Source organism: Pseudomonas sp. PS01297 (genome assembly GCF_029959305.1).
Lineage (GTDB): Bacteria > Pseudomonadota > Gammaproteobacteria > Pseudomonadales > Pseudomonadaceae > Aquipseudomonas > Aquipseudomonas helleri.
Genome location: NZ_JASCPQ010000091.1, coordinates 1 through 22,874 on the forward strand (window position 1 = coordinate 1; position 22,874 = coordinate 22,874).

22 protein-coding genes are annotated in these 22,874 nt (G+C 58.6%); 11 read left to right on the forward strand and 11 right to left on the reverse strand.

What is annotated here, in order from left to right; all coding sequences use genetic code 11:
* Nucleotides 1–342: 342 nt before the first annotated feature.
* Both QMX84_RS21415 and QMX84_RS21420 read right to left on the reverse strand, forming a co-directional pair.
* The gene (locus QMX84_RS21415) at nt 343–1,836 is read right to left on the reverse strand and encodes a CoA-acylating methylmalonate-semialdehyde dehydrogenase (RefSeq protein WP_282364725.1); all 1,494 of its coding nucleotides are present in this window, start codon (nt 1,834–1,836) and stop codon (nt 343–345) included.
* 81 nt (nt 1,837–1,917) lie between these two features.
* Nucleotides 1,918–3,267 carry an aspartate aminotransferase family protein gene (locus QMX84_RS21420; RefSeq protein ID WP_282364726.1) on the reverse strand — a complete coding sequence of 450 codons (1,350 nt, stop codon included), beginning with the start codon at nt 3,265–3,267 and terminating at the stop codon, nt 1,918–1,920.
* A 123-nt stretch (nt 3,268–3,390) separates the two neighbouring features.
* Between QMX84_RS21420 and QMX84_RS21425 the strand changes: the two genes are divergently transcribed.
* The 3 genes from QMX84_RS21425 (at nt 3,391) to QMX84_RS21435 (ending at nt 6,124) form a co-directional block, all read left to right on the forward strand.
* Entirely contained in the window at nt 3,391–4,311 is a 921-nt protein-coding gene (locus tag QMX84_RS21425) for a LysR family transcriptional regulator (protein WP_048390343.1), read from the forward strand.
* A 44-nt stretch (nt 4,312–4,355) separates the two neighbouring features.
* Nucleotides 4,356–4,958 carry a YigZ family protein gene (locus QMX84_RS21430; protein WP_262126288.1) on the forward strand — a complete coding sequence of 201 codons (603 nt, stop codon included), beginning with the start codon at nt 4,356–4,358 and terminating at the stop codon, nt 4,956–4,958.
* A gap of 482 nt (nt 4,959–5,440) precedes the next feature.
* Entirely contained in the window at nt 5,441–6,124 is a 684-nt protein-coding gene (locus tag QMX84_RS21435; protein WP_262126289.1) for an SDR family oxidoreductase, read from the forward strand.
* 36 nt (nt 6,125–6,160) lie between these two features.
* On the opposite strand, the gene QMX84_RS21440 is transcribed toward QMX84_RS21435, so the two are convergent.
* Nucleotides 6,161–7,246, reverse strand: coding sequence for a calcium:proton antiporter (locus QMX84_RS21440; RefSeq protein WP_262126290.1), 1,086 nt, complete (start codon nt 7,244–7,246; stop codon nt 6,161–6,163).
* A gap of 224 nt (nt 7,247–7,470) precedes the next feature.
* On the opposite strand from QMX84_RS21440, the gene QMX84_RS21445 reads away from it, so the two are divergent.
* Nucleotides 7,471–8,424, forward strand: coding sequence for an adenosine deaminase (locus tag QMX84_RS21445; RefSeq protein WP_153375657.1), 954 nt, complete (start codon nt 7,471–7,473; stop codon nt 8,422–8,424).
* Nucleotides 8,425–8,482: 58 nt separating this feature from the next.
* On the opposite strand, the gene QMX84_RS21450 is transcribed toward QMX84_RS21445, so the two are convergent.
* Nucleotides 8,483–9,397 carry a LysR family transcriptional regulator gene (locus tag QMX84_RS21450; protein ID WP_282364727.1) on the reverse strand — a complete coding sequence of 305 codons (915 nt, stop codon included), beginning with the start codon at nt 9,395–9,397 and terminating at the stop codon, nt 8,483–8,485.
* 118 nt (nt 9,398–9,515) lie between these two features.
* On the opposite strand from QMX84_RS21450, the gene QMX84_RS21455 reads away from it, so the two are divergent.
* Together QMX84_RS21455 and QMX84_RS21460 are read left to right on the forward strand one after the other, a co-directional pair.
* Entirely contained in the window at nt 9,516–10,529 is a 1,014-nt protein-coding gene (locus tag QMX84_RS21455) for a zinc-binding alcohol dehydrogenase family protein (RefSeq protein WP_282364728.1), read from the forward strand.
* Between the two features lie 121 nt (nt 10,530–10,650).
* Complete coding sequence (locus tag QMX84_RS21460; protein ID WP_164488133.1) at nt 10,651–10,821, forward strand: hypothetical protein; 171 nt, start codon at nt 10,651–10,653, stop codon at nt 10,819–10,821.
* A 1-nt stretch (nt 10,822) separates the two neighbouring features.
* Here the strand turns inward: QMX84_RS21460 and QMX84_RS21465 are convergent, their stop codons facing one another.
* Complete coding sequence (locus QMX84_RS21465) at nt 10,823–12,019, reverse strand: multidrug effflux MFS transporter (RefSeq protein ID WP_282364729.1); 1,197 nt, start codon at nt 12,017–12,019, stop codon at nt 10,823–10,825.
* Between the two features lie 159 nt (nt 12,020–12,178).
* Complete coding sequence (locus tag QMX84_RS21470) at nt 12,179–12,379, reverse strand: heavy-metal-associated domain-containing protein (RefSeq protein WP_282364730.1); 201 nt, start codon at nt 12,377–12,379, stop codon at nt 12,179–12,181.
* Nucleotides 12,380–12,525: 146 nt separating this feature from the next.
* Between QMX84_RS21470 and QMX84_RS21475 the strand changes: the two genes are divergently transcribed.
* The 3 genes from QMX84_RS21475 to cueR all read left to right on the forward strand — a co-directional run bounded on the left by QMX84_RS21475 (nt 12,526) and on the right by cueR (nt 15,808).
* Complete coding sequence (locus tag QMX84_RS21475) at nt 12,526–12,906, forward strand: hypothetical protein (RefSeq protein ID WP_282364731.1); 381 nt, start codon at nt 12,526–12,528, stop codon at nt 12,904–12,906.
* Between the two features lie 90 nt (nt 12,907–12,996).
* On the forward strand, nt 12,997–15,390 hold the full coding sequence (locus QMX84_RS21480; RefSeq protein WP_282364736.1) for a heavy metal translocating P-type ATPase: 2,394 nt from the start codon (nt 12,997–12,999) through the stop codon (nt 15,388–15,390).
* A gap of 13 nt (nt 15,391–15,403) precedes the next feature.
* Nucleotides 15,404–15,808 carry a Cu(I)-responsive transcriptional regulator gene (cueR, locus tag QMX84_RS21485; RefSeq protein WP_048366466.1) on the forward strand — a complete coding sequence of 135 codons (405 nt, stop codon included), beginning with the start codon at nt 15,404–15,406 and terminating at the stop codon, nt 15,806–15,808.
* Nucleotides 15,809–15,952: 144 nt separating this feature from the next.
* Here the strand turns inward: cueR and QMX84_RS21490 are convergent, their stop codons facing one another.
* The 3 genes from QMX84_RS21490 to QMX84_RS21500 form a co-directional block, all read right to left on the reverse strand.
* Nucleotides 15,953–16,753, reverse strand: a complete 801-nt coding sequence (locus QMX84_RS21490) for a sulfite exporter TauE/SafE family protein (RefSeq protein ID WP_282364732.1) — start codon at nt 16,751–16,753, stop codon at nt 15,953–15,955.
* An 8-nt stretch (nt 16,754–16,761) separates the two neighbouring features.
* Nucleotides 16,762–18,327: a bifunctional protein tyrosine phosphatase family protein/NAD(P)/FAD-dependent oxidoreductase gene (locus QMX84_RS21495; protein ID WP_282364733.1), complete on the reverse strand. Its 1,566-nt coding sequence runs from the start codon at nt 18,325–18,327 to the stop codon at nt 16,762–16,764.
* A 69-nt stretch (nt 18,328–18,396) separates the two neighbouring features.
* On the reverse strand, nt 18,397–18,726 hold the full coding sequence (locus QMX84_RS21500; protein ID WP_048366468.1) for a metalloregulator ArsR/SmtB family transcription factor: 330 nt from the start codon (nt 18,724–18,726) through the stop codon (nt 18,397–18,399).
* 93 nt (nt 18,727–18,819) lie between these two features.
* On the opposite strand from QMX84_RS21500, the gene QMX84_RS21505 reads away from it, so the two are divergent.
* Nucleotides 18,820–19,683, forward strand: a complete 864-nt coding sequence (locus QMX84_RS21505; RefSeq protein WP_048366469.1) for an MBL fold metallo-hydrolase — start codon at nt 18,820–18,822, stop codon at nt 19,681–19,683.
* Nucleotides 19,684–19,734: 51 nt separating this feature from the next.
* Here the strand turns inward: QMX84_RS21505 and QMX84_RS21510 are convergent, their stop codons facing one another.
* Together QMX84_RS21510 and QMX84_RS21515 are read right to left on the reverse strand one after the other, a co-directional pair.
* Nucleotides 19,735–20,628, reverse strand: a complete 894-nt coding sequence (locus QMX84_RS21510) for a PA4780 family RIO1-like protein kinase (RefSeq protein WP_048366470.1) — start codon at nt 20,626–20,628, stop codon at nt 19,735–19,737.
* Between the two features lie 253 nt (nt 20,629–20,881).
* Entirely contained in the window at nt 20,882–21,673 is a 792-nt protein-coding gene (locus QMX84_RS21515; RefSeq protein ID WP_282364734.1) for a helix-turn-helix transcriptional regulator, read from the reverse strand.
* Between the two features lie 82 nt (nt 21,674–21,755).
* On the opposite strand from QMX84_RS21515, the gene QMX84_RS21520 reads away from it, so the two are divergent.
* The gene (locus QMX84_RS21520) at nt 21,756–22,784 is read left to right on the forward strand and encodes a bile acid:sodium symporter family protein (RefSeq protein ID WP_282364735.1); all 1,029 of its coding nucleotides are present in this window, start codon (nt 21,756–21,758) and stop codon (nt 22,782–22,784) included.
* Nucleotides 22,785–22,874: the final 90 nt, after the last annotated feature.

Genomic DNA, 22,874 nt, shown 5'->3' on the forward strand with positions numbered 1-22,874 from the left:
CGGTTATTTTAAGATGTTTTCAAAGTTTCCTTTGTAACATCAACCACTTGCGCTTTCGATCTCTCGTTAGCGGGAGGCGAATTCTACAGCGTTACACGCTGCTGTCAACACCTCATTTCCTGCTTCGGTGAATTGAAGCTGGCATCGTCAAAATCATCCAACTCATTGATATTCAAGGAGTTTTCCGTTTCGACTGCGCCGGAAGTGGTGCGAATTATAGGCCGCTAATATTCTGAGTCAAGCCCTAAATTCATAATTCTGTCATAACGCGCCAAAAGCCATAAAAGCAGAGGCCAGCCTAACGGCCGGCCTCTCTTCTTCTATATACAGCAGCAACTCAAATTACAGACTCGGGAATGCAAACTGCGACGCTTCATGGCTGGCACGTTGCGGCCAACGCTGAGTGATCGCCTTGCGGCGCGTATAAAACCGCACACCGTCCGGACCATAGGCATGCAGGTCACCGAACAGAGAACGCTTCCAACCACCAAAACTGTGGTACGCCACAGGCACTGGCAACGGAACGTTCACCCCGACCATCCCCACTTCGATCTCGTCGCAGAACAGGCGAGCCGCCTCACCATCACGGGTGAAGATGCAGGTGCCGTTACCGTATTCGTGATCGTTGATCAGTTGCATCGCCTCTTCCAGGCTATTAACCCGCACGATGCACAGCACTGGACCGAAGATCTCTTCTTTATAGATGCGCATCTGCGGCGTCACACGATCAAACAGGCAGCCGCCCAAGAAGAAGCCATCTTCATGATCCTTGATGCTCAAACCGCGACCATCGACGACCAGCTCTGCACCGGCAGCAACACCATCCTCGACATAGCCGCTGACCTTGTCACGCGCCTGCCCCGAGACCAAAGGCCCCATGTCCAGACCGCACGAGGTGCCAGCACCGATTTTCAGTGCCTTGATTTGCGGTACCAGTTTGGCCACCAACGCGTCAGCAACCTGATCGCCAACACACACCGCAACCGAAATGGCCATGCAACGCTCGCCGCAAGAACCGTAAGCCGCCCCCATCAGCGCACTCACAGCGTTATCCAGATCCGCATCCGGCATCAGCACCGCGTGGTTCTTCGCCCCGCCCAGCGCCTGCACACGCTTGCCACGCTTGGTGCCTTCGGCATAAATGTATTCAGCAATAGGCGTTGAACCCACAAAACTCAGCGCTTTAACTTCTGGCGCTTCAATCAACGCATCCACAGCGCCTTTGTCACCATGCACCACGCTCAGCACGCCCTTGGGCAGACCGGCTTCATGCAGCAACTGTGCAATAAACAACGTCGAGCTTGGATCGCGTTCCGACGGTTTGAGGATGAAACAGTTACCGCACACAATCGCCAGCGGGTACATCCACAGCGGAACCATGGCCGGGAAGTTGAAAGGCGTAATACCTGCAACCACACCCAGCGGCTGGAAATCCGACCACGCATCAATGTTCGGTCCTACGTTACGGCTGTATTCACCCTTCAGGATTTCTGGCGCAGAGCACGCAAACTCAACGTTCTCAATCCCGCGCTTCAATTCACCCGCTGCGTCTTCCAGGGTCTTGCCGTGTTCTTCGCTGATCAACTGAGAGATGCGCGCTTCGTTCTGCTCCAGCAATTGCTTGAAGCGGAACATCACCTGAGCACGCTTGGCAGGCGGCGTATTGCGCCATGCCGGAAAAGCAGCTTTGGCTGAATCGATAGCTTTTTGAATGGTTTCGCGACTGGCCAGCGGTACTTGATGAATCACTTTACCGATCGACGGGTTATACACATCAGCGGTACGACCAGAGTCGTTCAGAAATTCGCCATTGATGAAATGTTGAATGGTGCTCATGGGTGCTCCAAAAAGTTGTCCACAGGCGCGAACGCTGCGCGCCTGCCTCTATTCCCAAAAACGCTTCTATAGATAGAAGGATCAGTCAATCTGGTTCAGCGCTTCACCGACCGCATCGAACAAGCGATCCAGATCTTGCGGCTTGCTATTAAAGGTTGGGCCGAACTGCAGGGTGTCGCCACCAAAGCGTACGTAGAAACCCGCCTTCCACAACTTCATCGCCGCATCAAACGGACGAACAATCGCATCGCCATCACGCGGGGCAATTTGAATGGCGCCAGCCAGGCCATAGTTACGAATATCGATGACGTTTTTCACGCCCTTCAAACCATGGATCGCATTCTCAAAGTGCGGCGCGACTTCAGCCACGCTCTGCACCAGGTTTTCCTTTTGCAGCAGATCCAGCGCAGCCAGACCCGCAGCACAGGCCACTGGGTGAGCCGAATAGGTATAGCCGTGTGGGAATTCAACCGCGTATTCAGGCGTAGGTTGATTCATGAACGTCTGATAAATCTCGGTAGTCGCAATCACTGCGCCCATTGGGATCGCGCCGTTGGTCACTTGCTTGGCGATACACATCAAGTCTGGAGTTACACCGAAGCTGTCAGCACCAAACATCGAGCCTGTACGACCAAACCCGGTGATCACCTCATCGAACACCAACAGGATGTTGTGTTGATCGCAGATTTCACGCAGACGTTTCAGATAACCCTGAGGCGGCACCAGCACACCGGCAGAACCTGCCATAGGTTCCACAAACACAGCCGCGATATTCGACGCGTCATGCAACTCGATCAGCTTGAGCAACTCATCAGCCAGCGCAATACCACCCAGTTCCGGCATGCCGCGTGAGAACGCGTTGCTCGCCAGCAGCGTGTGCGGCAAGTGATCAACATCACTCATCGCCTGGCCAAACAGCTTACGGTTACCGTTCACACCGCCCAGGCTCGTGCCGGCAATGTTCACCCCGTGATAACCACGGGCACGGCCGATCATTTTGGTCTTGGTCGACTGGCCTTTCAAACGCCAGTAAGCCCGCACCATCTTCACCGCGGTATCCGCACACTCAGAACCCGAGTCAGTGAAAAACACGTGGTTCAGATTACCTGGGGTCAGCGAGGTGATTTTCTCGGCCAACTGGAATGACAGCGGGTGCCCGTACTGAAACGCAGGCGAATAATCGAGGGTGCCCAGCTGCTTGGCCACGGCTTCCTGGATTTCTGTGCGGGTATGCCCTGCACCACAGGTCCACAGACCTGACAGCGAATCGTAGATTTGCCGACCTTTATCGTCCGTCAGGTAACTACCCTTCGCGCCAACGATAAAGCGTGGATCGCGATGGAAGTTACGGTTAGCGGTGTAAGGCATCCAATGAGCATCCAGCTTGAGCTGGCTAGTCACTGAGATTTCGGCATTTTCGGGCATGTTCATCGGCAAAACCTCGCAAAGCAGAAAGCGGCGTGGGATTGAAAGCGTTGTTGCAGCTAAATTGCCACGGCTATAAAGTCGATGAAATCCAACTCTTCTAACCTTTAGTTAGGCCCGGACTAAACTATGAGCACCCGTCGTCCCGATGCACTGGCACAAGTCAGCGACTTTGATATCCGACTGCTTCGTATCTTTCGCAGTGTCGTGGAATGCGGTGGGTTCTCAGCCGCAGAAACCGTGCTCGGGATTGGCCGTTCGGCCATCAGTCAACAGATGAGCGACCTCGAACAACGCCTCGGTTTACGTCTGTGCCAACGGGGTCGCGCCGGGTTTTCCCTGACAGAAGAAGGCCGCGAGGTGTATCAGTCTGCGCTGCAGTTATTGGGCGCACTGGAAAGTTTTCGTACCGAGGTCAACGGCCTGCACCAACACCTGCGCGGTGAGTTGACCATTGGCCTCACCGACAACCTGGTCACCCTGCCCCACATGCGTATCACCCATGCGCTGGCACAACTCAAGGAACGCGGGCCTGACGTACAAATCCACATTCGTATGATCGCCCCCAACGAAGTGGAACAAGGCGTGCTCGATGGCCGCCTGCATGTGGGTGTCGTTCCCCAGGCCAGCGCACTCTCCGGGCTTGAATATCAGCCGCTGTACAGCGAGCGTTCACTGCTTTACTGCGCCGTCGGCCACCCGCTGTTTTATGTCGATGACCGGCAACTGGAGGACCAGCGCCTCAATGATCAGGACGCCATTGCCCCGACCTTTCGCCTGCCAGCCGATATCCAGGCACACTACCAGGCACTCAACTGCACCGCCAGCGCATCGGACCGAGAAGGCATGGCGTTCTTGATTTTGACCGGGCGCTACATCGGCTACCTGCCCGATCACTACGCCAGCTTCTGGGTACAACAAGGCCGCCTGCGCGCCTTGAAAGCCAAAACGCGTTTTTATGACTTAAGCCTCGCCTCGGTCACCCGCAAAGGTCGGCGGCCACATCTGGTGCTGGAAAGTTTCCTTGAGAGCCTGGAAGCGACGCGCTAACGTAAACGGCGGCTTCAAGCCTCCAGCCAATGTTCGGAACCCACATGCCATCGACCCTCACCGGCCTTTGCGAATACCGCGAAGAAATCCGTAAAAGCCGCTTCATTACACTGGCCGCCCCGATTACCAGCGCCCAGCAAGCCCAAGACTTCATCGAACAACACAGCGACCTCGACGCCACCCACAACTGCTGGGCCTGGAAACTCGGCGCCCAATACCGCAGCAGCGATGATGGCGAACCTGGTGGCACCGCAGGGCGGCCGATCCTGTCGGCGATTGAGGCGCAAGACTGCGATCAAGTCGTGGTGCTGGTTATCCGCTGGTACGGCGGCATACAACTGGGCACCGGCGGGCTCGCGCGCGCCTATGGCGGTGGCGCCAACAAATGCCTGCAAGCGGCAGAGAAGCTCCCGCTCATCAGCCGCGTCCCCCTGCAGTGCTCCTGTCATTTCAGTGAACTGCCATTGGTAAAATTGCGTCTGGCCGAACTGGATGGCCTGCTCACCCAAGAAACCTTTACAGCCAATGGGGTTGATTTACAGCTCGAGCTGGGCGAAGAGCACATCCCAGCTCTGCAGCAACAATTGGCCGGCATCAGTCGCGGCAGAATCCTGTTGCACCGGGACACCACAAACAGCGACGCGTAAGCCTGGAATAAGATGCGCCTCACACTTGCCCACAATCACTGTGCACCCAACTGTGGATAACCTGAGCACACTCAGCTGCAGCCCTTTTATTACGGGCCTTCCAGCCATTTGTACGTTTTTTATCCAAATCAGCCGAGCTTTAATAAAAACACTGTCAAAACAATACTTTAGCGCTGCATATCGCGGTTAGAACAAAGGGATGCAGTGCTTATACCTGTGCATTGAAGTTGCGCACAGATACTGTGGAACAACCTGTGGATAACCCGTGCAAAGTCCCCGGCGATTCAGCCCCCATAACGCTTACTTAATCTTGTACGTTTTTTAATCAACTCAGGTCATTCAAGACCACCACCTGACCTCTGCCTGCCTATCGCTCCTACTCACCAATTGATGAGCGCGCGCACACAAGCGCTGGGCACTTGCACAGGGAAGGCGTAAAAACAGCTAACGGTGACTTCCTTAACGCTAAAGAGGGCGAATTCATGGCAGCAAAAAAAGCACTAATCGTAGGCGCCTCACGTGGGCTGGGTCTGGGACTGGTGACAGCGCTTTCCCATGACGGCTGGCAGGTAACCGCAACCGTTCGTGACCCTCTGCGCGCAGAGGCCTTAAAAAAACTGGATAACGTGCAGGTCGAGCAACTCGACATCGACAACCTGCAAGCCATCAACGCCCTGCACCAACGCTTGAGCGCAGACGTGTTTGACCTGGTTTTTATTAATGCCGGCATCAAAGGCCCGGACGATCAAACCAACGGGGCCGCCAGCCTCGCTGACATTGGCCAATTGTTCCTGACCAACAGCGTGGCGCCCATTAATGTGGCCCAAGCCTTCGTCGGCAGTATCAAAAAAGACAATGGCGTGCTGGCATTCATGAGTTCAAGGCTGGGCAGCATCACCAACCCCAACGCCCCGCAGCTCGCACTCTATAAAGCCAGCAAGGCCGCGCTCAACTCACTGACCAACACCTTTGTGACGCAACTCCCGGAGCCGCGGCCAACCGTGCTTTCCATCCACCCGGGCGTCGTCAAAACCGACCTGACCGGCGGCACCGGCGACATTGATGTCGACACCAGCATCCGCGGCATCGTCGAACAGCTCTATGCGTATGCCGGTAAAGGCGGTCATCACTATATCGACTACAAGGGTCAGACCATTCCCTGGTAGCAGTGTGAAGGGCAGCCGTCACAGGCTGCCCATCGCTTAAAGCCCCAGCAGCGACAGCATGATGAACGTGGCAAACAACACGAAATGCGTCATGCCCTCAATGGCATTGGTCTCACCGTCATTCAAATTGATCGCACACACCACCAGCGTGATCACCACCATCACCGTCTGAACCGGGGTCATCGCCATCTGAAAGGGCTGGCCGGTATACAGCGCCATCGCCTCCATGGCCGGCACCGTCAAAATCACCGTGGATAACGAAGCGCCCAAGGCCACATTCACCACCGATTGCATGCGGTTGGCCAACGCGGCCCGCAGCGCCGTCAGAATTTCCGGGGCCGCCGAGATGGCCGCGACCACAATTGCCGTCATCACCGGCGGCGCGCCCGTCCCTTCAAGGCCAAGGTCCAGCGCCTTGGACATCACCTCCGCCAGCGCACCGATCACAATAACGCCCAGGCCAAGAATGGCGATCGACAGCTTTACATTGGTCGGCGTCCCTTCTGGCTCGCGCTTGCGGCCTTTTTTCTCCGGGTAGCTGTAACTGAAAAAGTAACTGTGCGGCCCCACTTGCATGCGCAAGAACACCGCATACAGCAGCACCATCGCGCCAATGGTGAAAGCGGAGTAAATTTTCCAGTCGGCCTCGGGGATAAATTCCGGCACCACCATCGACACACCCATGGCGGTCAGAATCATCACGCTGTACGTGCGGGCCGAATCGTCGTTGTAGGACTGCTCGCCATGTTTGATTCCGCCCATTAGCGCGGCCAAACCGAGGATGCCGTTAATATCGAGCATCACCGCCGAATAAATCGTGTCGCGCACCAAGGTCGGTGACGGCTCGTTACTCATCATGATGGCCAGGATGACCACTTCTACCAGCACCGCAGACAGAGTAAGAATCATCGTCCCATAAGGGTCGCCGACCTTTTCAGCCAAGACCTCAGCGTGATGCGCCACCCGCATCGAAGCGCAGACAATCGCCGCAATCAGGACAAAGCCCCCGATCAGCGCCGTGGCTTGGCCACTGCCCAATAACCAATGTTCCAGCGGGAAAGCCACACCGACCATCACCACCGCCAGGAGGAGGAGTTTTTCATCTTTCAATAAAGTCAGCATCGCGGGCCTTTTGCCGAGAGTCGAATACACGTTGTGAGGTCACAGACTGCTAAAACTCACTAACGTTTCGTTACACCTTAGTTCACAGGCACGTCATTAGAAGGGTCGGAGCGGCCGCTCAAACGCAATTGGTGCGACAAATGGCGGGGGCATTTTTACAAGCTGTGTCGTCCGACGCCTGTAGAATGCCGCCATCTGCACCTGATCTGATGAGAAAAACGACTATGTATGACTGGCTGAACGCCCTGCCAAAAGCAGAACTGCACCTGCACCTTGAAGGTTCTCTAGAGCCCGAGTTGCTGTTCTCGCTGGCCGAGCGCAACAAAGTCGCCCTCCCCTGGAACGATGTTGAAACCTTGCGCAAGGCCTATGCCTTCAACAACCTGCAAGAGTTCCTCGACCTCTACTACAAAGGCGCAGACGTTCTGCGCACCTCTCAGGATTTCTACGACCTGACCTGGGCTTACCTGTTGCGCTGCAAGGCACAGAACGTCGTTCACACCGAACCCTTCTTCGACCCGCAAACCCACACCGACCGTGGCGTACCGTTTGAAGTGGTACTGAATGGCATCGCCGCTGCACTCAAAGACGGCGAACAGCAACTGGGGATCACCAGTGGCTTGATCCTGAGCTTCCTGCGCCATTTGAGCGAAGAAGAAGCGCAAAAAACCCTCGACCAGGCACTGCCATTTCGCGATGCATTTGTCGCCGTAGGCCTGGACAGCTCAGAAATGGGCCACCCGCCGAGCAAGTTCCAGCGCGTGTTTGACCGTGCCCGTCACGAAGGTTTTCTGACCGTGGCCCACGCCGGCGAAGAAGGCCCGCCGGAGTACATCTGGGAAGCTCTCGACCTGCTGAAAATCCAGCGTATCGACCACGGCGTGCGCGCGATTGAAGACGAACGCTTGATGCAACGCATCATCGACGAGCAAATCCCGCTGACCGTCTGCCCGCTGTCCAACACCAAACTGTGCGTGTTCGATCACATGTCGCAACACAACATTCTCGACATGCTCGAGCGCGGCGTGAAAGTCACCGTCAACTCCGACGACCCCGCCTACTTCGGCGGTTACGTGACCGAGAACTTCCACGCGCTATACACCGACCTGGGCATGACCCAGGACCAAGCCAAGCGCCTGGCGCAAAACAGCCTCGACGCCCGCCTGATCAAACCGTAAAAACCCGGCAACCCCGGCCCTGTAGGAGCGAGCTTGCTCGCGATCTTTTGATCTTGCCCTACAGGGCACTACGCTGCCCCGCCAACCCCGCACACCGCTCAATCAGCATGTCGCGCAGCAACTTCACCGGTTTGCTCAATTGGGCGCGATGCCCGCACAGCAAATTCAATGGCGCACGCTCGCACGTCAACTCCGGCAATAACACCTTGAGCCTGCCCGCCGTCACATCCTGCGCCACGTCCAGCCACGACTTGTACGCAATCCCCGCCCCGGCAATCGCCCACAAACGCACCACATCGGCATCATCACTAAAACGGTCACCGCTCACCGTCAGCCCCAGCTCGCGCTTACCGTCGTTAAATTGCCAATGGTCATGCACGCGCGTCCCGAGCATGTACAGCAGGCAGTTATGTTGCAGCAAATGTTCAAGCTGACGCGGCTCGCCTCGCCGCGCCAAATACTCAGGTGATGCGCACAGTACGCGGCGGTTGTCGGTGGCAACCGGCAGCGCCACCAGACTGGAGTCTTCCGGCTCACCGTAACGCAGGGCGATATCCACAGGCTGGCGGAACAGATCGGCAATCCGGTCGCCCAGCAACAAGCGCACGGTCAACTGCGGGTGTTCACGCTGAAACGCGTCCAGCCAGGGCAACAACAGGTTACGTCCAAAGTCTGACGGCGCGGATAGCTGCAACACCCCGCTCACTTGGTCTTGCCCACGGGCTAAAAGGCGGCGCCCTTCATCCAGGCTGCTCAAAGCCGTACGCGCATAATCGAGAAAGCCTTGCCCCTCGGCTGTCAGGCGCAAACTGCGCGTAGAACGTGCCAACAATCGAACCCCTAACTGCGCTTCGATCCGCTTGAGGGCTGCACTGGCCACTGCTGGCGACAAATCCATCACCCGCGCTGCTGCCGACAAACTGCCCAAGTCAGCAGCACGCACAAACAGTTGCAGGTCATCGAAGCGCAGCATTCATCGCCACCATTATCAAAAAAACATTGAAAGAGACTGCCGTTTTAGCCGGTTTTATCGCTCAGTGAAATGGTTAATCATCGATTCACTTTTCGTACTCACTGTCAGGACATGCCCCATGAAAGCTATCGCCTATTACCAGTCGTTGCCGATCCAGGACCCTAACGCCCTGCAAGACATCGAACTGCCCGAGCCAGTAGCCGGCCCGCGCGACGTGTTGGTTGAAGTCAAAGCCATCTCGGTCAACCCGGTGGACACCAAGGTCCGCCAAAACGCACAGCCGGAGGGCGGTGCCGCCAAAGTGCTGGGTTGGGACGTGGCCGGTGTGGTCAAGGCGGTCGGCAGTGACGTCAGCCTGTTCAAGGTCGGTGACAACGTGTTCTACGCCGGTTCTATCGCCCGGGCGGGCGGCAACAGCGAGCTGCACGTTGTCGATGAGCGAATTGTCGGGCACATGCCAAAAAGCCTGGGTTTTGCTGAAGCCGCTGCACTGCCGCTGACCGCCATTACCGCCTGGGAATTGTTGTTCGAACGCCTGGCTATTAAAGAAGGCAAAACCGATGAGCAGCAAAGCCTGTTGATTGTCGGCGCAGCAGGCGGGGTCGGCTCGATCCTGACTCAATTGGCCAGCCAGTTGACCGCCCTCAAGGTGATCGGCACTGCATCACGCCCCGAGACCCAAGCCTGGGTTCGCGGACTGGGCGCCGATGTGGTCATCGACCACACCCAGCCATTGAGCGAAGCACTCAAAGCTCAGGGCGTCGACGCGGTAACCCATGTCGCCAGCCTGACGCAAACCGATCAGCACCTCGACCAACTGGTCGAAGCCCTCGCCCCACAAGGCAAGTTTGCTTTAATCGACGACCCGAAAACTTTCGACATCACCAAGCTCAAACGCAAGAGCCTGTCGCTGCACTGGGAATTCATGTACACCCGCTCACTGTTCGAAACCCCGGACATGATTGCGCAACACGACCTGCTCAACCGGGTAGCCGAACTGATCGACGCGGGCACTTTGCGCACCACCGTAGGCGAACACTTTGGCACCATCAACGCCGCCAACCTGCGCCGCGCACACGCGCTGCTGGAAAGCGGCAAGGCCAAAGGCAAAATCGTGCTTGAAGGGTTCTGATCACAGCAAGGGGACTAAAACGGTCAATTTTTAACCGTCAGTCAGAGACTTGATGCCTGTCATATTTTGCGGCGCTTTCAGGCATACACTGGCCGCCTTTGCCAACCAAAGGAGGCCAGCAATGAAAATCCTGATAAAGGCGTTAGCAAAATCTCCTGACTGCCAATGGCAGGTTCAAATCGACCAGCAAGCCGTTAACTTTCGCACAAAGGCTGAGGCCAAAGCCTTTGTGGATACGTTGAAATCGCGCTTGCAGGCCCCGCACAAATTGCCCGAACCCATGGCAGTGTGATTCAGACTGTTTCCTCGGCGGCGATCCGCGCCTGATACACACGGCGGGTCGCCATGCCGATCGTCACGGCCAACACCCCGCACAAGGTGATCACCATCGCCATGGGCATTGCCGTGCCATCATGCAAAACACCCACGAGTGACGCCGCACCGGCGGCCACACTGAACTGCAAAAAGCCCAGCATCGCCGAAGCACTGCCCGCACGTGCGCCCTGCCCGTTCATGGCACACGCCGAGGCATTGGGGATGATGCAGCCCAGACTGGCGATGCAGATAAACAGCGGAATCAACAACGGCCACAATTGCTCGGTGTGCAGTGCGCTAATACCCAGCAACGCCACACCTGCCGCCAGATAAACCCACACCGTACGCGCCAGCAAAAAGGCCGGTTGGCGCTTGGCCAGCAACCGGGCGTTCACTTGCGCCACCAAAATAAAGCCCGCCGCGTTACTGCCGAACAACCAGCCGTAGTGTTCGGCAGGCACGCCATACAGTTTGATAAAGACGAAAGGTGAGCCCGCAATGTAGGCAAACATCCCGGCCATTGCGATCCCCCCCGTCAGGGCATACCCCAGGAACTCGCGATCCTTGAGCAAACGCCCGTATTGGCGCAGCGCACCCGACAATGGTTGGCGCGGCACGTTGGCCGGCAAGCTTTCCGGCAACCCCAATGCCACCGCCAGGGCGGCCAGTGCACTGAAGCCGGTCAGCGCGATAAAGATCGACTGCCAGCCATACACGTTAACCAGCAGGCCGCCGAGCATCGGCGCCAAAATCGGTGCCAGGCCCATCACCAGCATGAGCTGCGAGAACACCTTGGCCGAGCCCACCGCATCGCACTTGTCACTGACAATCGCACGCGACAGCACCATCCCGGCACACCCGCCTAACGCCTGAACAAACCGTGCGCCAATCAGCCACTCAAGTGTGGGCGCAACCGCGCAGGCCAAAGAACCCAAGGTAAACAGGCCAACACCCACCAGCAGCGGCACACGGCGACCGAAGCGGTCAGCCAGCGGGCCGTACGCCAGTTGGCCGATGGACAAGCCCAGGAAATACACCGCAAGGGTCAACTGGATGTGCGTTTCATCGGTGGCAAAGGCTAGCGCCATCGCCGGGAACCCAGGCAAGTAGAAATCGATCGCCAAGGGACCAAAAGCGCTGAGCGCGCCGAGAATCAGGAGAGTTCTAACGTTCATCAGTTGTCCAAATCGTACTGCGGTTAGCGCGGTACGACAGTCTAGCTGTGGTTGCAGACGATGAACATTAAGTTAGCGAGCTATCTAATAAATCACCTGTAGGAGCGAGCTTGCCTCGCGATCTTTTGATTGTTTAAAAGATCGCGAGGCTTTTCTGCGTCAAGCCGTGGCTGGCACGTCAAAACCGGCACCTTCAATCGCGCCGACGATGTCTTTTGCGGCCAGCTTGCTCTCGACCTTCACGGTTTTGGTCTTCAGATCCACGTCGACTTTAGACTGCGGATCAAGTCGCTGAATCGCGTTGGTCACACCGCGAACACAGCCACCACAGGTCATTCCATCCACTGTAAACGTTTGCATGACATGCCTCCTTTGGTTGAGATGGCCACAGCTTCCACCTTGCCATCGTGGCAAGGTCAAGCCCCTCGTTGCATGAGTGCACTGGCAATCTGACCTTGGCTCGGCCAAGCTGAATGCCTTCTGATTTGAAAACAGGGTACCGAGCCATGCGCGGGTCCGCTTTGAGCCTAGTCAGTTTTTTAACCCTGGCCGCCTTGCCGCTGTGGGCCAACGCCGATCAAGACTACGGCGTTTTGATCATTTCTCGCGAACGCCTCGAAGTCCCCACCAGCTGCGAAATCGGGGTGTACATCGACGATCAATTGGCCGGGCGATTGTTTCAAGAGCAGGCGCTGTCTTTCAATTTGCCCGCCGGCAATGTTGGCATTCGCCTCAAGCTGCTGCCCGGTCAGGCGCCGGGGTGCTTGCCCGGCATGCTGGTGCCGCCTGCGCAGCAGTTCACGCTTAAAGCCGGTGATGTACGCAAATACCGGATCGCGCTGGGCAAGGACGGCATGTACCTCAAACCCGCCAAGTTGGAATACTGACCACACACCATGAAATAACCCACAGCAGTGGCCTTGACCTTGCCACGGGGTCAAGGTCGATTCTATGGACAGATAACTTCTTGAGGAGGACTGCTCGTGCCCACCCAATTCGATCTGCCGATTGACGGTATGACCTGTGCCAGTTGCGCCGGCCGCGTGGAAAAAGCCTTGGCCAAAGTGCCGGGGGTTGAAAGCGTCAGCGTCAACCTGGCCACTGAGCAGGCGCGTATCCAGGCCCCGGCCGACAGCCTGGCGGCACTGGTTGATGCCGTGCAGCAAGCGGGTTACAGCGTTCCAACTCACAGCCTGGAGCTGGACGTGGGCGGCATGACCTGCGCGTCCTGCTCAGGGCGCGTGGAAAAAGCCCTCAGCAAAGTCCCCGGGGTCGAGCGTGTCAGCGTCAACCTGGCCAACGAGCGGGCCCACGTTGAACTGCTGGGCCACGTCGACCCGGCCCGACTGATCGACGCGGTTAACCAGGCCGGCTATTCAGCCAGCCTGCACCAGGCAAACGACCCGCAGGCCGTGCAGGACGATCAGCAAAAGCGCTTGCAGCGCGAACGCTGGGCGTTGGTGCTGGCAATTGTCCTGGCGTTACCGCTGGTTCTGCCGATGCTGCTGATGCCATTGGGGATTCACTGGATGCTGCCCGCGTGGGCACAGTTCGTACTCGCCACCCCGGTGCAATTTGTGTTGGGCGCACGCTTTTATCGTGCCGCCTGGAAAGCCGTCAAAGCAGGCGCAGGCAACATGGACCTGCTGGTCGCCCTCAGCACCAGCGCGGGCTACGGCCTGAGCCTGTACGAATGGGCCATCGCCGCGCCCGGCACCACACCGCATCTGTACTTCGAAGCCTCGGCCGTGGTCATCGCGCTGGTACTGCTGGGCAAATACCTCGAAAGCCGCGCCAAACGCCAGACCGCCAGCGCCATTCGTGCCCTTGAAGCCCTGCGCCCGGAGCGCGCCTTGCGCGTGATCGATGGTCAGGAACAAGACGTCGCCATCAGCGACCTGCGCCTCAATGACCTGGTGCTGGTCAAACCCGGTGAGCGTTTTCCGGTGGATGGCGAAGTGGTCGAAGGCCAAAGCCACGCCGACGAAGCCTTGATCAGCGGCGAAAGCCTGCCCGTGCCGAAACAGCCTGGGGATAAAGTCACCGGCGGCGCGATCAATGGCGAAGGCCGCCTGGTGATCAAAACCTTGGCCTTGGGCACCGAAACCGTCCTCGCACGCATCATTCGCTTGGTCGAAGACGCGCAGGCCGGTAAAGCGCCGATCCAGAAACTGGTGGATAAAGTCAGCCAGGTGTTCGTACCCGTGGTGCTCTTGATCGCCCTCGCCACTCTGCTCGGCTGGTGGCTCTACGGCGCACCCATTGAAACGGCCCTGATCAACGCCGTGGCTGTGCTGGTTATCGCTTGCCCGTGTGCGCTGGGGCTGGCGACACCCACGGCGATCATGGCCGGGACCGGTGTGGCCGCCCGCTTCGGGATCTTGATCAAAGACGCCGAAGCGCTAGAGCGTGCACACGAAGTCAGCGCCGTGGTCTTCGACAAAACCGGCACCCTCACCTCCGGTACCCCGCAAATCGCCCACCTGGCGGCACTGGACGGTGACGAAGCCCACTTGTTGCAAGCCGCAGGCGCCCTGCAACGCGGCAGCGAACACCCCTTGGCCAAGGCCGTACTGGATGCCTGCGCCGCACGGCAGTTAAACGTGCCGGATGTAGCAGACAGCCAGTCCCTGACCGGGCGCGGCATCGCCGGCACACTCGAAGGCCGCCGCCTGGCCTTGGGCAATCGCCGCCTACTTGACGAAACCGGTCTCACTCCAGGTTCGCTGGCAGACTCCGCAACCGCTTGGGAGAACGAAGGCCGCACCCTGTCGTGGCTCATCGAACAAAGCCCGGAGTCCCGCGTGCTCGGCCTGTTTGCCTTTGGTGACACCCTTAAAACCGGCGCGCAGTCCGCGATCCAGCAACTCAGCGCACGTCACATCAGCAGCCACTTGCTGACCGGCGACAACCGCGGCAGCGCCCGTGTGGTCGCCCAAGCGTTGGGCATTACCGACGTGCACGCCGAAGTCTTGCCCGCCGACAAGGCAGCCACGGTGGCCGAACTGAAAAAAAACGGCGTGGTGGCGATGGTCGGCGACGGCATCAACGACGCCCCGGCACTGGCCGCAGCCGATATTGGTATCGCCATGGGCGGCGGTACCGACGTGGCCATGCAGGCTGCGGGCATTACCCTGATGCGCGGCGACCCGCGACTGGTGCCCGCCGCCCTGGACATCAGCCGTAAAACCTATGCAAAAATCCGCCAGAACTTGTTCTGGGCGTTTGTCTACAACGTGATCGGCATTCCGCTGGCCGCCTTTGGCTTCCTCAACCCGGTACTGGCGGGCGCGGCCATGGCATTCTCCAGCGTCAGCGTGGTCAGCAACGCACTGTTACTGAAGTTCTGGAAGCCCGACGATCTAGAGTGAGGAGGCAACTGTCATGAATATCGGCCAGGCCGCCAAGCACAGCGGCCTGAGCGCCAAAATGATTCGTTACTACGAGTCCATTGGCTTGCTCAAACCCGCCCACCGCAGCGACAGCGGTTATCGCCTGTACAGCGACGACGACCTGCACACACTAGCGTTTATCAAGCGCTCGCGGGACCTGGGGTTTTCACTGGAAGAGGTCGGCAAACTGCTGACCTTATGGCAAGACCGCCAACGCGCCAGCGGCGACGTAAAAGCCCTGGCGCGCCAACACATCGAGGCGTTGAATCAAAAGATTGTTGAACTGAGCAGCCTGCGTGACACCCTGCAGGTGCTGGTCGAAAGCTGCCAGGGCGACCACCGCCCCGACTGCCCGATCCTCAAAGACCTGGAGTCGGGGGCGTGCTGCACCCCATAACCCTTTAACCCTGTAACCCTGTAGCCGCTGCCGAGGAACGAAGGCTGCGATCGAGTGCGCAGCGCTCGCATTTTTACGACGGCTTCGCCGCCGATCGCAGCCTTCGTGCCTCGTCAGCGGCTACAAAAGGGAGGGATCGAAGGCTCACAGCACCATCATCAACACTTTGCCGATCATCAACACGCTGACCACCGCACACAGCACCGCAAACCCCTGTTGCATCCGCTGGCCCGAGATTTTCGGCGCCAGCACGCGGCCGATGATCATTCCCGCCAGCGTCGCGCTGATAAACAGCACGCCCTGTTCCGACAGGCTAAAGCCCTGATACACCAGATGCCCCAAGGTGCCCAAAGACACCAGCGCCACCACCATCAGCGACGTGGCGACAATCCCGTGCATTGGCACATCACTGAACTTGCGAAACGCCGGGACGATCAAAAAACCACCGCCCACCCCCAGCAACCCGGTCAACAACCCCGCCGAGGCCCCGATCGACGCCAACGTGGTGGCACAGCGCAGGTCCCACTTCAAGTGCCCGGTAGACGGGTTGAGCTGGCAGTTTTTATGCTCCATGTCTTCATCAGACGGGCAGCCCGCCCGGGCTTTCAAAAACATGCGTGCCGAGACAAACACCATCACGCCACCAAACAAGGCCATCAGTGCCGCACCGGGCAGCAACTTGGCCAAGTGCAGCCCCAGCGGTGACGCCAGCCAGCCGGCGCTGGCCATCAGCGCGGCCGCCTTGTAGCGCACCAAGCCTTTGCGCAACCCGTCTATGGCGCCCACCGACGCCGCCACACCCACCGCCAATAACGCAACGGGCGTGGCCTCAACCAGCGTCCAGCCCACGCCCAGGGTCAACGCCGGAATGGCCAAAATACCGCCGCCCGCGCCAGTCAGCCCCAACAGCAAGCCCACCAGCGCGCCCAAGATCATAATCAGCATGGTTGAACTCAGTCCGGCTTGCAGTCAGTAAACCATTCACGCCCTTTGAGCATCCCTTGCCAGTAGAACCAGGGCAGTAATGTTGCCTTCAGGAACCAGGCAGACTGTCTTGGCACGGTAGGATCCATCGGAAAGGTTGGCAGGAGTTTTCCGCCATAACCGAACTCGGCCAGAATCACTTTGCCTTTTTCGACCGTCAGCGGGCACGAGCCATAACCGTCATAACGCTTGGGCAATGCACGGCCCTGGCGCAAGGCAATCAGGTTGTCCGCCACCACCACGACTTGCTTGCGCGCTGCCGCCGCCGTTTTGGCATTGCTGGTGCCGCACACATCGCCCGCCGCAAAAATCTCGGGGTAACGCGGATGCTGCAAGGTGGCCGGGTCGGTTTCAAACCAGCCCGCTTTGTCGGCCAGCTCGCTGCGACGGATCACGTCCGGCGCTTGTTGCGGCGGCACGACATGCAGCATGTCGAAGCGTTTCTCGACCCGTGTGACTTGTCCGTCGGCATCGGTCACATCAAACCAGGCGGTCTTGTTCGGGCCGTCGACCTTGACCAGATTGGACTGGAACGCCAATTGCGCCTTGTAGGCTTCCACGTATTTCATCAACGGCGGGACAAAAGTCGGGACACCAAACAACGCCGCACCCGCCAGGTTGAACTCCACCGAAACCGACGCCAGCACGCCCTGCTTGCGCCAGTAATCACACGACAGATACATCGCTTTTTGCGGCGCACCGGCACATTTGATCGGCATCCCCGGTTGCGTGAACAGCGCCTTGCCACCGCGCAGCGAGCGCACCAGCTCCCAGGTGTAGGGCGCCAGATCATGCCGGTAATTGGACGTTACGCCATGTTTGCCGAGGGTTTCTTCCAGACCTTCGATTTTCTCCCAGGCCAGTTGTAAGCCAGGGCACACAATCAACTGCTGATAACCCAACTCTGTGCCGTCACTGAGCAGCACCACCTTGCGCTGCGGTGCAAACGCACACAGCGACGCCTGCACCCACTCCGCCCCTTTGGGCATCACCTCGCCGGTGGGCCGCACCGTATCTCGCACGTCGTAGGCACCGCCGCCCACCAGAGTCCATGCGGGCTGATAGTAGTGCTCGGTATTGGGTTCGATCACGGCGATGCGCAAAGACGCATCACGCTTCAACAGACTTGCTGTCACCGACAGCCCGGCCGAGCCGCCGCCCACCACAACCACATCAAACTGGCGCACTTCACGGGCGCCTTGGGTCGCGGCTTCATAGAGTTTTGAAGACCGATTGCCCGTGCGGCAAAACGCCAAGACCGGCTTGGGCAACTCCGCCAGCAACTCGCGCAGTTGTTGCGCCTGTTCCGCGGTTGCTCCGGTGGTCTGCACCGGCAAATAAGCAAAACTCAGCCCCAGCGCCTCGGCGGCCTGCTGCATAACGCCATGCTCGGGTTGTTCGGCACCGCCTTCATGATCGGGGCGGTTGCACACCACACTGCGAAAACCCAGTGCGGGTAAGGCTTGGAGGTCAGACGGCGCGAGCTGGCCAGACACCGAGAACGTGGCGTCGATTCGCTTGATGATTTGCTCCATTGGGCACTCCAGGCACAACAAAAATGAATGGAATAAGGGGGCGGTGAACGTCGCAGGCAATGGCCCGCATCACTTCTTCAGCGCTTGACCGCAATACAGACCCGACAACGTTTGCATCACAGACACCACTTCGAAACTGGCGAGGGAATAGTAAATATATTTCCCCATGCGCCGGGTGTTGACCATGCCTTCATCGCGCAACACGCCGAGCTGTTGCGACAGGGTAGGCTGGCGGATCCCGGTCAGGTCTTCAAGCTCACCGACATTGCGTTCGCCTTGCGTCAGCTGGCACAGCAACAGCAGCCGGTCTTCATTGGCAAGGGCTTTAAGAAGGGTGCAGGCTTTGGACGCAGAATCGCGCAGAAGGCCGATCTCTTCACTGGTGAGTTGGGCAGACATGGAGAGCTCCGTGACGTAATGGTCGACAGTCTACGTCTCGATAATATATGTTTCAATATATTGAAATATCTTTTGATTCACGTGAGGCCCTTCATGCACGCCGACATTCAAGGTTTCTACGACCCCAACACCTCAACCGTGAGCTACGTGGTGTACGAAGCAGACGGTAGCGAGTGCGCCATCATCGACCCGGTGCTCGACTACAACGCTGCCGCCGGGCGCATCAGTACCGACAGCGCCGACAGCATCATCCGGTTTGTAGAAGCCCACGGCCTCAAGGTGCAGTGGTTGCTGGAGACCCACGCCCACGCGGATCATTTGTCAGCCAGCGCCTACCTCAAGCAAAAGCTCGGCGGGCACATCGGCATTGGTTCGGCGATTACCCAAGTCCAGGGCGTGTTTCGCGATATCTACAACCTGGAGCCTGAGTTCAGACTCGACGGCTCGCAATTCGACCATTTATTCGAGCCGGACGAGGTGTTCCACATTGGCCGCCTGCACGTGCGCGCGCTCCATGTGCCGGGACACACGCCAGCCGACATGGCCTACCAGCTTGAAGACCACAGCATCTTTGTCGGTGACACCTTGTTCATGCCAGATGTCGGCACCGCGCGTTGCGACTTTCCGGGGGGCGATGCGCAGCAGTTGTATCACTCCATCAAGCGCCTGCTGAGTTTGCCGGCCGATACCCGACTGTTGATGTGCCACGACTACCCGCCCGCCGGGCGCGAAGCCTCGTGGTCGACCACGGTGGGCGAGCAGCGGGCGCGCAATATTCACGTGAACGACAGCGTGCCGCTGGCCGACTTTGTCGACATGCGCACCACCCGCGACGCCACCTTGGGCGTACCGGCCCTGTTGATCCCGGCCATCCAGGTCAACATCCGCGCCGGCAACCTGCCGCCCGCCGATGAAAGCGGCCTGCGCAGCCTGAAAATCCCGCTCAACCGGTTTTAAAAATGGTGGGCATAAAAAATCCGGCCGAAGCCGGATTTTTTATTCATCGAATCACTGCATCCACGGCGGAGGCGGCTCTTCGGCCTTGCTCGGTGGCGCATCATCTGCGGCTCGCACCGCTTGACGACGTTCTTCGTCCAGACGGGCCGCTTCGATCTCGCGGATCACACCGCCGACATCTGCCAACTCTTCAGGCTCATCAAACTCGCCAGTCAACACGCTGGTCGGCTGCAGGGTGCCCGCTTCGTAAAGCGCCCACATTTCCTTGGCGTAGCGGGTTTTCTTCAACTCCGGCGCAAAGCGTCCGAAGTACAAAGCCATGTTGCCCACGTCACGCTCCAGCATGTTGAACGCGTGGTTGTTACCCGCCGCATCCACCGCCTGAGGCAAGTCGATAATCACCGGGCCGGTTGGCGTCAGCAACACGTTGAACTCAGACAAGTCACCGTGAACCAGACCCGTGCAGAGCATCAGTACGATCTGTGAAATCAGGTACGCGTGGTATTCGCGCGCCTGATCCGGCTCCAGCACCACATCGTTCAAACGCGGTGCCGCGTCGCCGTACTCATCGGCCACCAGTTCCATCAGCAGCACGCCTTCGAGGAAGTCGAACGGCTTGGGCACCCGTACACCGGCGCCCGCCAGCCGGAACAGCGCGGCTACTTCGGCGTTCTGCCAGGCGTCTTCGGTTTCTTTACGACCGTACTTCGAGCCCTTGGCCATCGCTCGGGCCTGCCGGCTGTTGCGAACCTTGCGACCCTCCTGATATTCAGCGGCCTGCCGGAAACTTCGTTTGTTAGCCTCCTTGTAAACCTTGGCGCATCGCAGCTCTTTGCCGCAGCGGACCACATAAACAGCTGCTTCTTTGCCACTCATGAGTGGGCGCAGCACCTCGTCGATCAGACCGTCCTCGATCAGGGGTTCTAAGCGTTTTGGAGTCTTCATCAGCTTTTATTGTGGGTCCTTTGTTACCAAACACGCGAATGTCACTCGTTATACGGCAATCCACTCACTACGGGGAGAGGGGGGCCGTGCAAGAGTCGCTAGTAGGCACGTCATGTGCCAAAAATCCCGACGTTAGCCGCTCTGGATAATAGACGAGCGCCAACCATCGGGCATCGACTAATCCCGTTGATTCAGCGCGCACCCTACTAGAGCCGAGCAAAATGTATGCAGGGCGTTTCCGAAAATAGCCCGATCACTGTCGGAATAACTCGCCGGGCGTGAAGCCAAACATTTTTTTAAAGGCGGCAATAAAGGCCGACGTGGATTCATAACCACACGACAACGCCGCCAGGGTCACGCTGCCGCCCTCCTCGAGCACCCGCAAAGACGACAGCAAGCGCATGCGCTGGCGCCAACTGCGAAAACTCATGCCGGTTTCCCGGTCAAACAACCGCATCAGGGTTTTTTCCGACGTGCCCAAGCGCTCGGCCCACACGCTGAGCGTCACCTCAGCCTCCGGGTTTTCGATCAGCTCATTGCACAGCGCCAACAGCCGCGCATGGCGCGGCAATGGCAACGAAAAACCCACCTGGTTCAGGCCCGCCAGTTGATCAAGCAACACCTGCACCAAACGTTCTTCAGGGCTGCCGCCTTGTGGATACTCCACCGGCAAGGCGCAAAAACGTTTGATCAGCTCCCGTGCCAGCGGTGTCACCTCCAATACCCGGCAATGTTCGGGTGCCCACAGGCAATCCTCACGGCGCACGTACAGGCTGCGCATCTCGGCGCGCATCGAGGTCACCACCTCATGCTCCAGCCCGGCCGGGATCCAGATCCCCCACTGCGGCGGCGCATAAAAACTGCCTTCGTCAGTATGCACACCCAGCACGCCACTGATGGCATACGAAAATTGCACCCAATCATGCCGATGGCGCGGCGTCCACGAGCCCGCGCCCAAACTCTCGGCGCGGGCGTACAGCGGCCGAGGCAAGGTTTTGAGCGCAGGAATGGCGCGTTCTGCACCACGTTGTCCGTTTGGCGGCATTGGTTGGCCTTATGTCGCAAGACGTCAGATAAACCCGACGTTAGGCTAAGTCATCAATTCTTACAATGCTCTGGTGCCCACGATGCCTGTGTTCAAACACCTCAAACGCTTGTTCACAGACTGGTTTCTGTGCGGCATGTTACTGGCGACTTTACTCGCCTACGTCTTCCCGACGTTCGGCAGCACTGGCGGCGGCATGCACGCGGAAGTGGTGATCAACATCGGCGTGTTCCTGGTGTTCTTCCTGCACGGGGTCAACCTGTCCAGCGAACAAATCCGCCACGGCCTGAAAAACATCCGCCTGCACTTCATGGTTCAGGGCTTCACCTTTATCGTCTTCCCGCTGATCTGGGTGGTTGCTGACAAGCTGTTGGGCGCGCACATTCCGCCGCTGCTGATGCTGGGGTTCTTCTACCTGTGCGCGCTGCCTTCGACCATCTCCTCGTCCGTGGCCCTCACCGGCAGCGCGGGCGGCAACGTGCCTGCGGCGATTCTCAACGCCAGCCTGTCGAGCGTACTGGGGATATTTCTCACGCCATTGCTGGTGAGCTTTGTAGTCGGCAGCGGCTCGGGCGGTATCGACCTGGGCTCAACCCTGCTCGACCTGTGCGCCATGCTGTTGCTGCCATTGGTGCTTGGACAACTGGTGCGCCCGCTGTTCGGACGCTTTTTCGCCCGCCACAAGCGCTACACCAATATCTGCGACAAAGTGGTGATCTTGCTGCTGGTGTACGCGGCGTTCTGCAACTCGATGGTCTCGGGCATGTGGCAACAGCAAGGCACCTCGGTGATCTTCAGCGCCCTGGCCGGCAGCGCGATCTTGCTCGCCATCATCCTGTGGTTGACCACTCGCACTGCGCGCGCCTTGAAATTCAGCACCGCCGATGAAATCGCCGCGGTGTTCTGCGCCAGCAAAAAATCCCTGGCGGCGGGCGCACCCATGGCTGCGCTGATCTTCGGCGCCAACCCAGGTTTAGGGCTGATTTTGCTGCCGATTATGATCTACCACCCGCTGCAACTGATCGTCTGCTCGGTAATGGCTGAAAGCTACGCCAGCCGCAATCAGCGAGAAAAAGCCGAACAAAACGCCACGGCGGTGGCCGCCAGCTAAGCTTCATCTTTTTGTGGGAGCGGGCTTGCTCGCGATGCAGACAACGCGGTCTTTGAATTAACCCGTGTCGATACAATCGCGAGCAAGCCC

Coding starts and splice junctions, on each gene's coding strand:
- QMX84_RS21415 (WP_282364725.1), bottom strand. CDS start 1,836: ATGAGCACCATTCAACATTTCATCAATGGCGAATTTCTGAACGACTCT.
- QMX84_RS21420 (WP_282364726.1), bottom strand. CDS start 3,267: ATGAACATGCCCGAAAATGCCGAAATCTCAGTGACTAGCCAGCTCAAG.
- QMX84_RS21425 (WP_048390343.1), top strand. CDS start 3,391: ATGAGCACCCGTCGTCCCGATGCACTGGCACAAGTCAGCGACTTTGAT.
- QMX84_RS21430 (WP_262126288.1), top strand. CDS start 4,356: ATGCCATCGACCCTCACCGGCCTTTGCGAATACCGCGAAGAAATCCGT.
- QMX84_RS21435 (WP_262126289.1), top strand. CDS start 5,441: ATGGCAGCAAAAAAAGCACTAATCGTAGGCGCCTCACGTGGGCTGGGT.
- QMX84_RS21440 (WP_262126290.1), bottom strand. CDS start 7,246: ATGCTGACTTTATTGAAAGATGAAAAACTCCTCCTCCTGGCGGTGGTG.
- QMX84_RS21445 (WP_153375657.1), top strand. CDS start 7,471: ATGTATGACTGGCTGAACGCCCTGCCAAAAGCAGAACTGCACCTGCAC.
- QMX84_RS21450 (WP_282364727.1), bottom strand. CDS start 9,397: ATGCTGCGCTTCGATGACCTGCAACTGTTTGTGCGTGCTGCTGACTTG.
- QMX84_RS21455 (WP_282364728.1), top strand. CDS start 9,516: ATGAAAGCTATCGCCTATTACCAGTCGTTGCCGATCCAGGACCCTAAC.
- QMX84_RS21460 (WP_164488133.1), top strand. CDS start 10,651: ATGAAAATCCTGATAAAGGCGTTAGCAAAATCTCCTGACTGCCAATGG.
- QMX84_RS21465 (WP_282364729.1), bottom strand. CDS start 12,019: ATGAACGTTAGAACTCTCCTGATTCTCGGCGCGCTCAGCGCTTTTGGT.
- QMX84_RS21470 (WP_282364730.1), bottom strand. CDS start 12,379: ATGCAAACGTTTACAGTGGATGGAATGACCTGTGGTGGCTGTGTTCGC.
- QMX84_RS21475 (WP_282364731.1), top strand. CDS start 12,526: ATGCGCGGGTCCGCTTTGAGCCTAGTCAGTTTTTTAACCCTGGCCGCC.
- cueR (WP_048366466.1), top strand. CDS start 15,404: ATGAATATCGGCCAGGCCGCCAAGCACAGCGGCCTGAGCGCCAAAATG.
- QMX84_RS21490 (WP_282364732.1), bottom strand. CDS start 16,753: ATGCTGATTATGATCTTGGGCGCGCTGGTGGGCTTGCTGTTGGGGCTG.
- QMX84_RS21495 (WP_282364733.1), bottom strand. CDS start 18,327: ATGGAGCAAATCATCAAGCGAATCGACGCCACGTTCTCGGTGTCTGGC.
- QMX84_RS21500 (WP_048366468.1), bottom strand. CDS start 18,726: ATGTCTGCCCAACTCACCAGTGAAGAGATCGGCCTTCTGCGCGATTCT.
- QMX84_RS21505 (WP_048366469.1), top strand. CDS start 18,820: ATGCACGCCGACATTCAAGGTTTCTACGACCCCAACACCTCAACCGTG.
- QMX84_RS21510 (WP_048366470.1), bottom strand. CDS start 20,628: ATGAAGACTCCAAAACGCTTAGAACCCCTGATCGAGGACGGTCTGATC.
- QMX84_RS21515 (WP_282364734.1), bottom strand. CDS start 21,673: ATGCCGCCAAACGGACAACGTGGTGCAGAACGCGCCATTCCTGCGCTC.
- QMX84_RS21520 (WP_282364735.1), top strand. CDS start 21,756: ATGCCTGTGTTCAAACACCTCAAACGCTTGTTCACAGACTGGTTTCTG.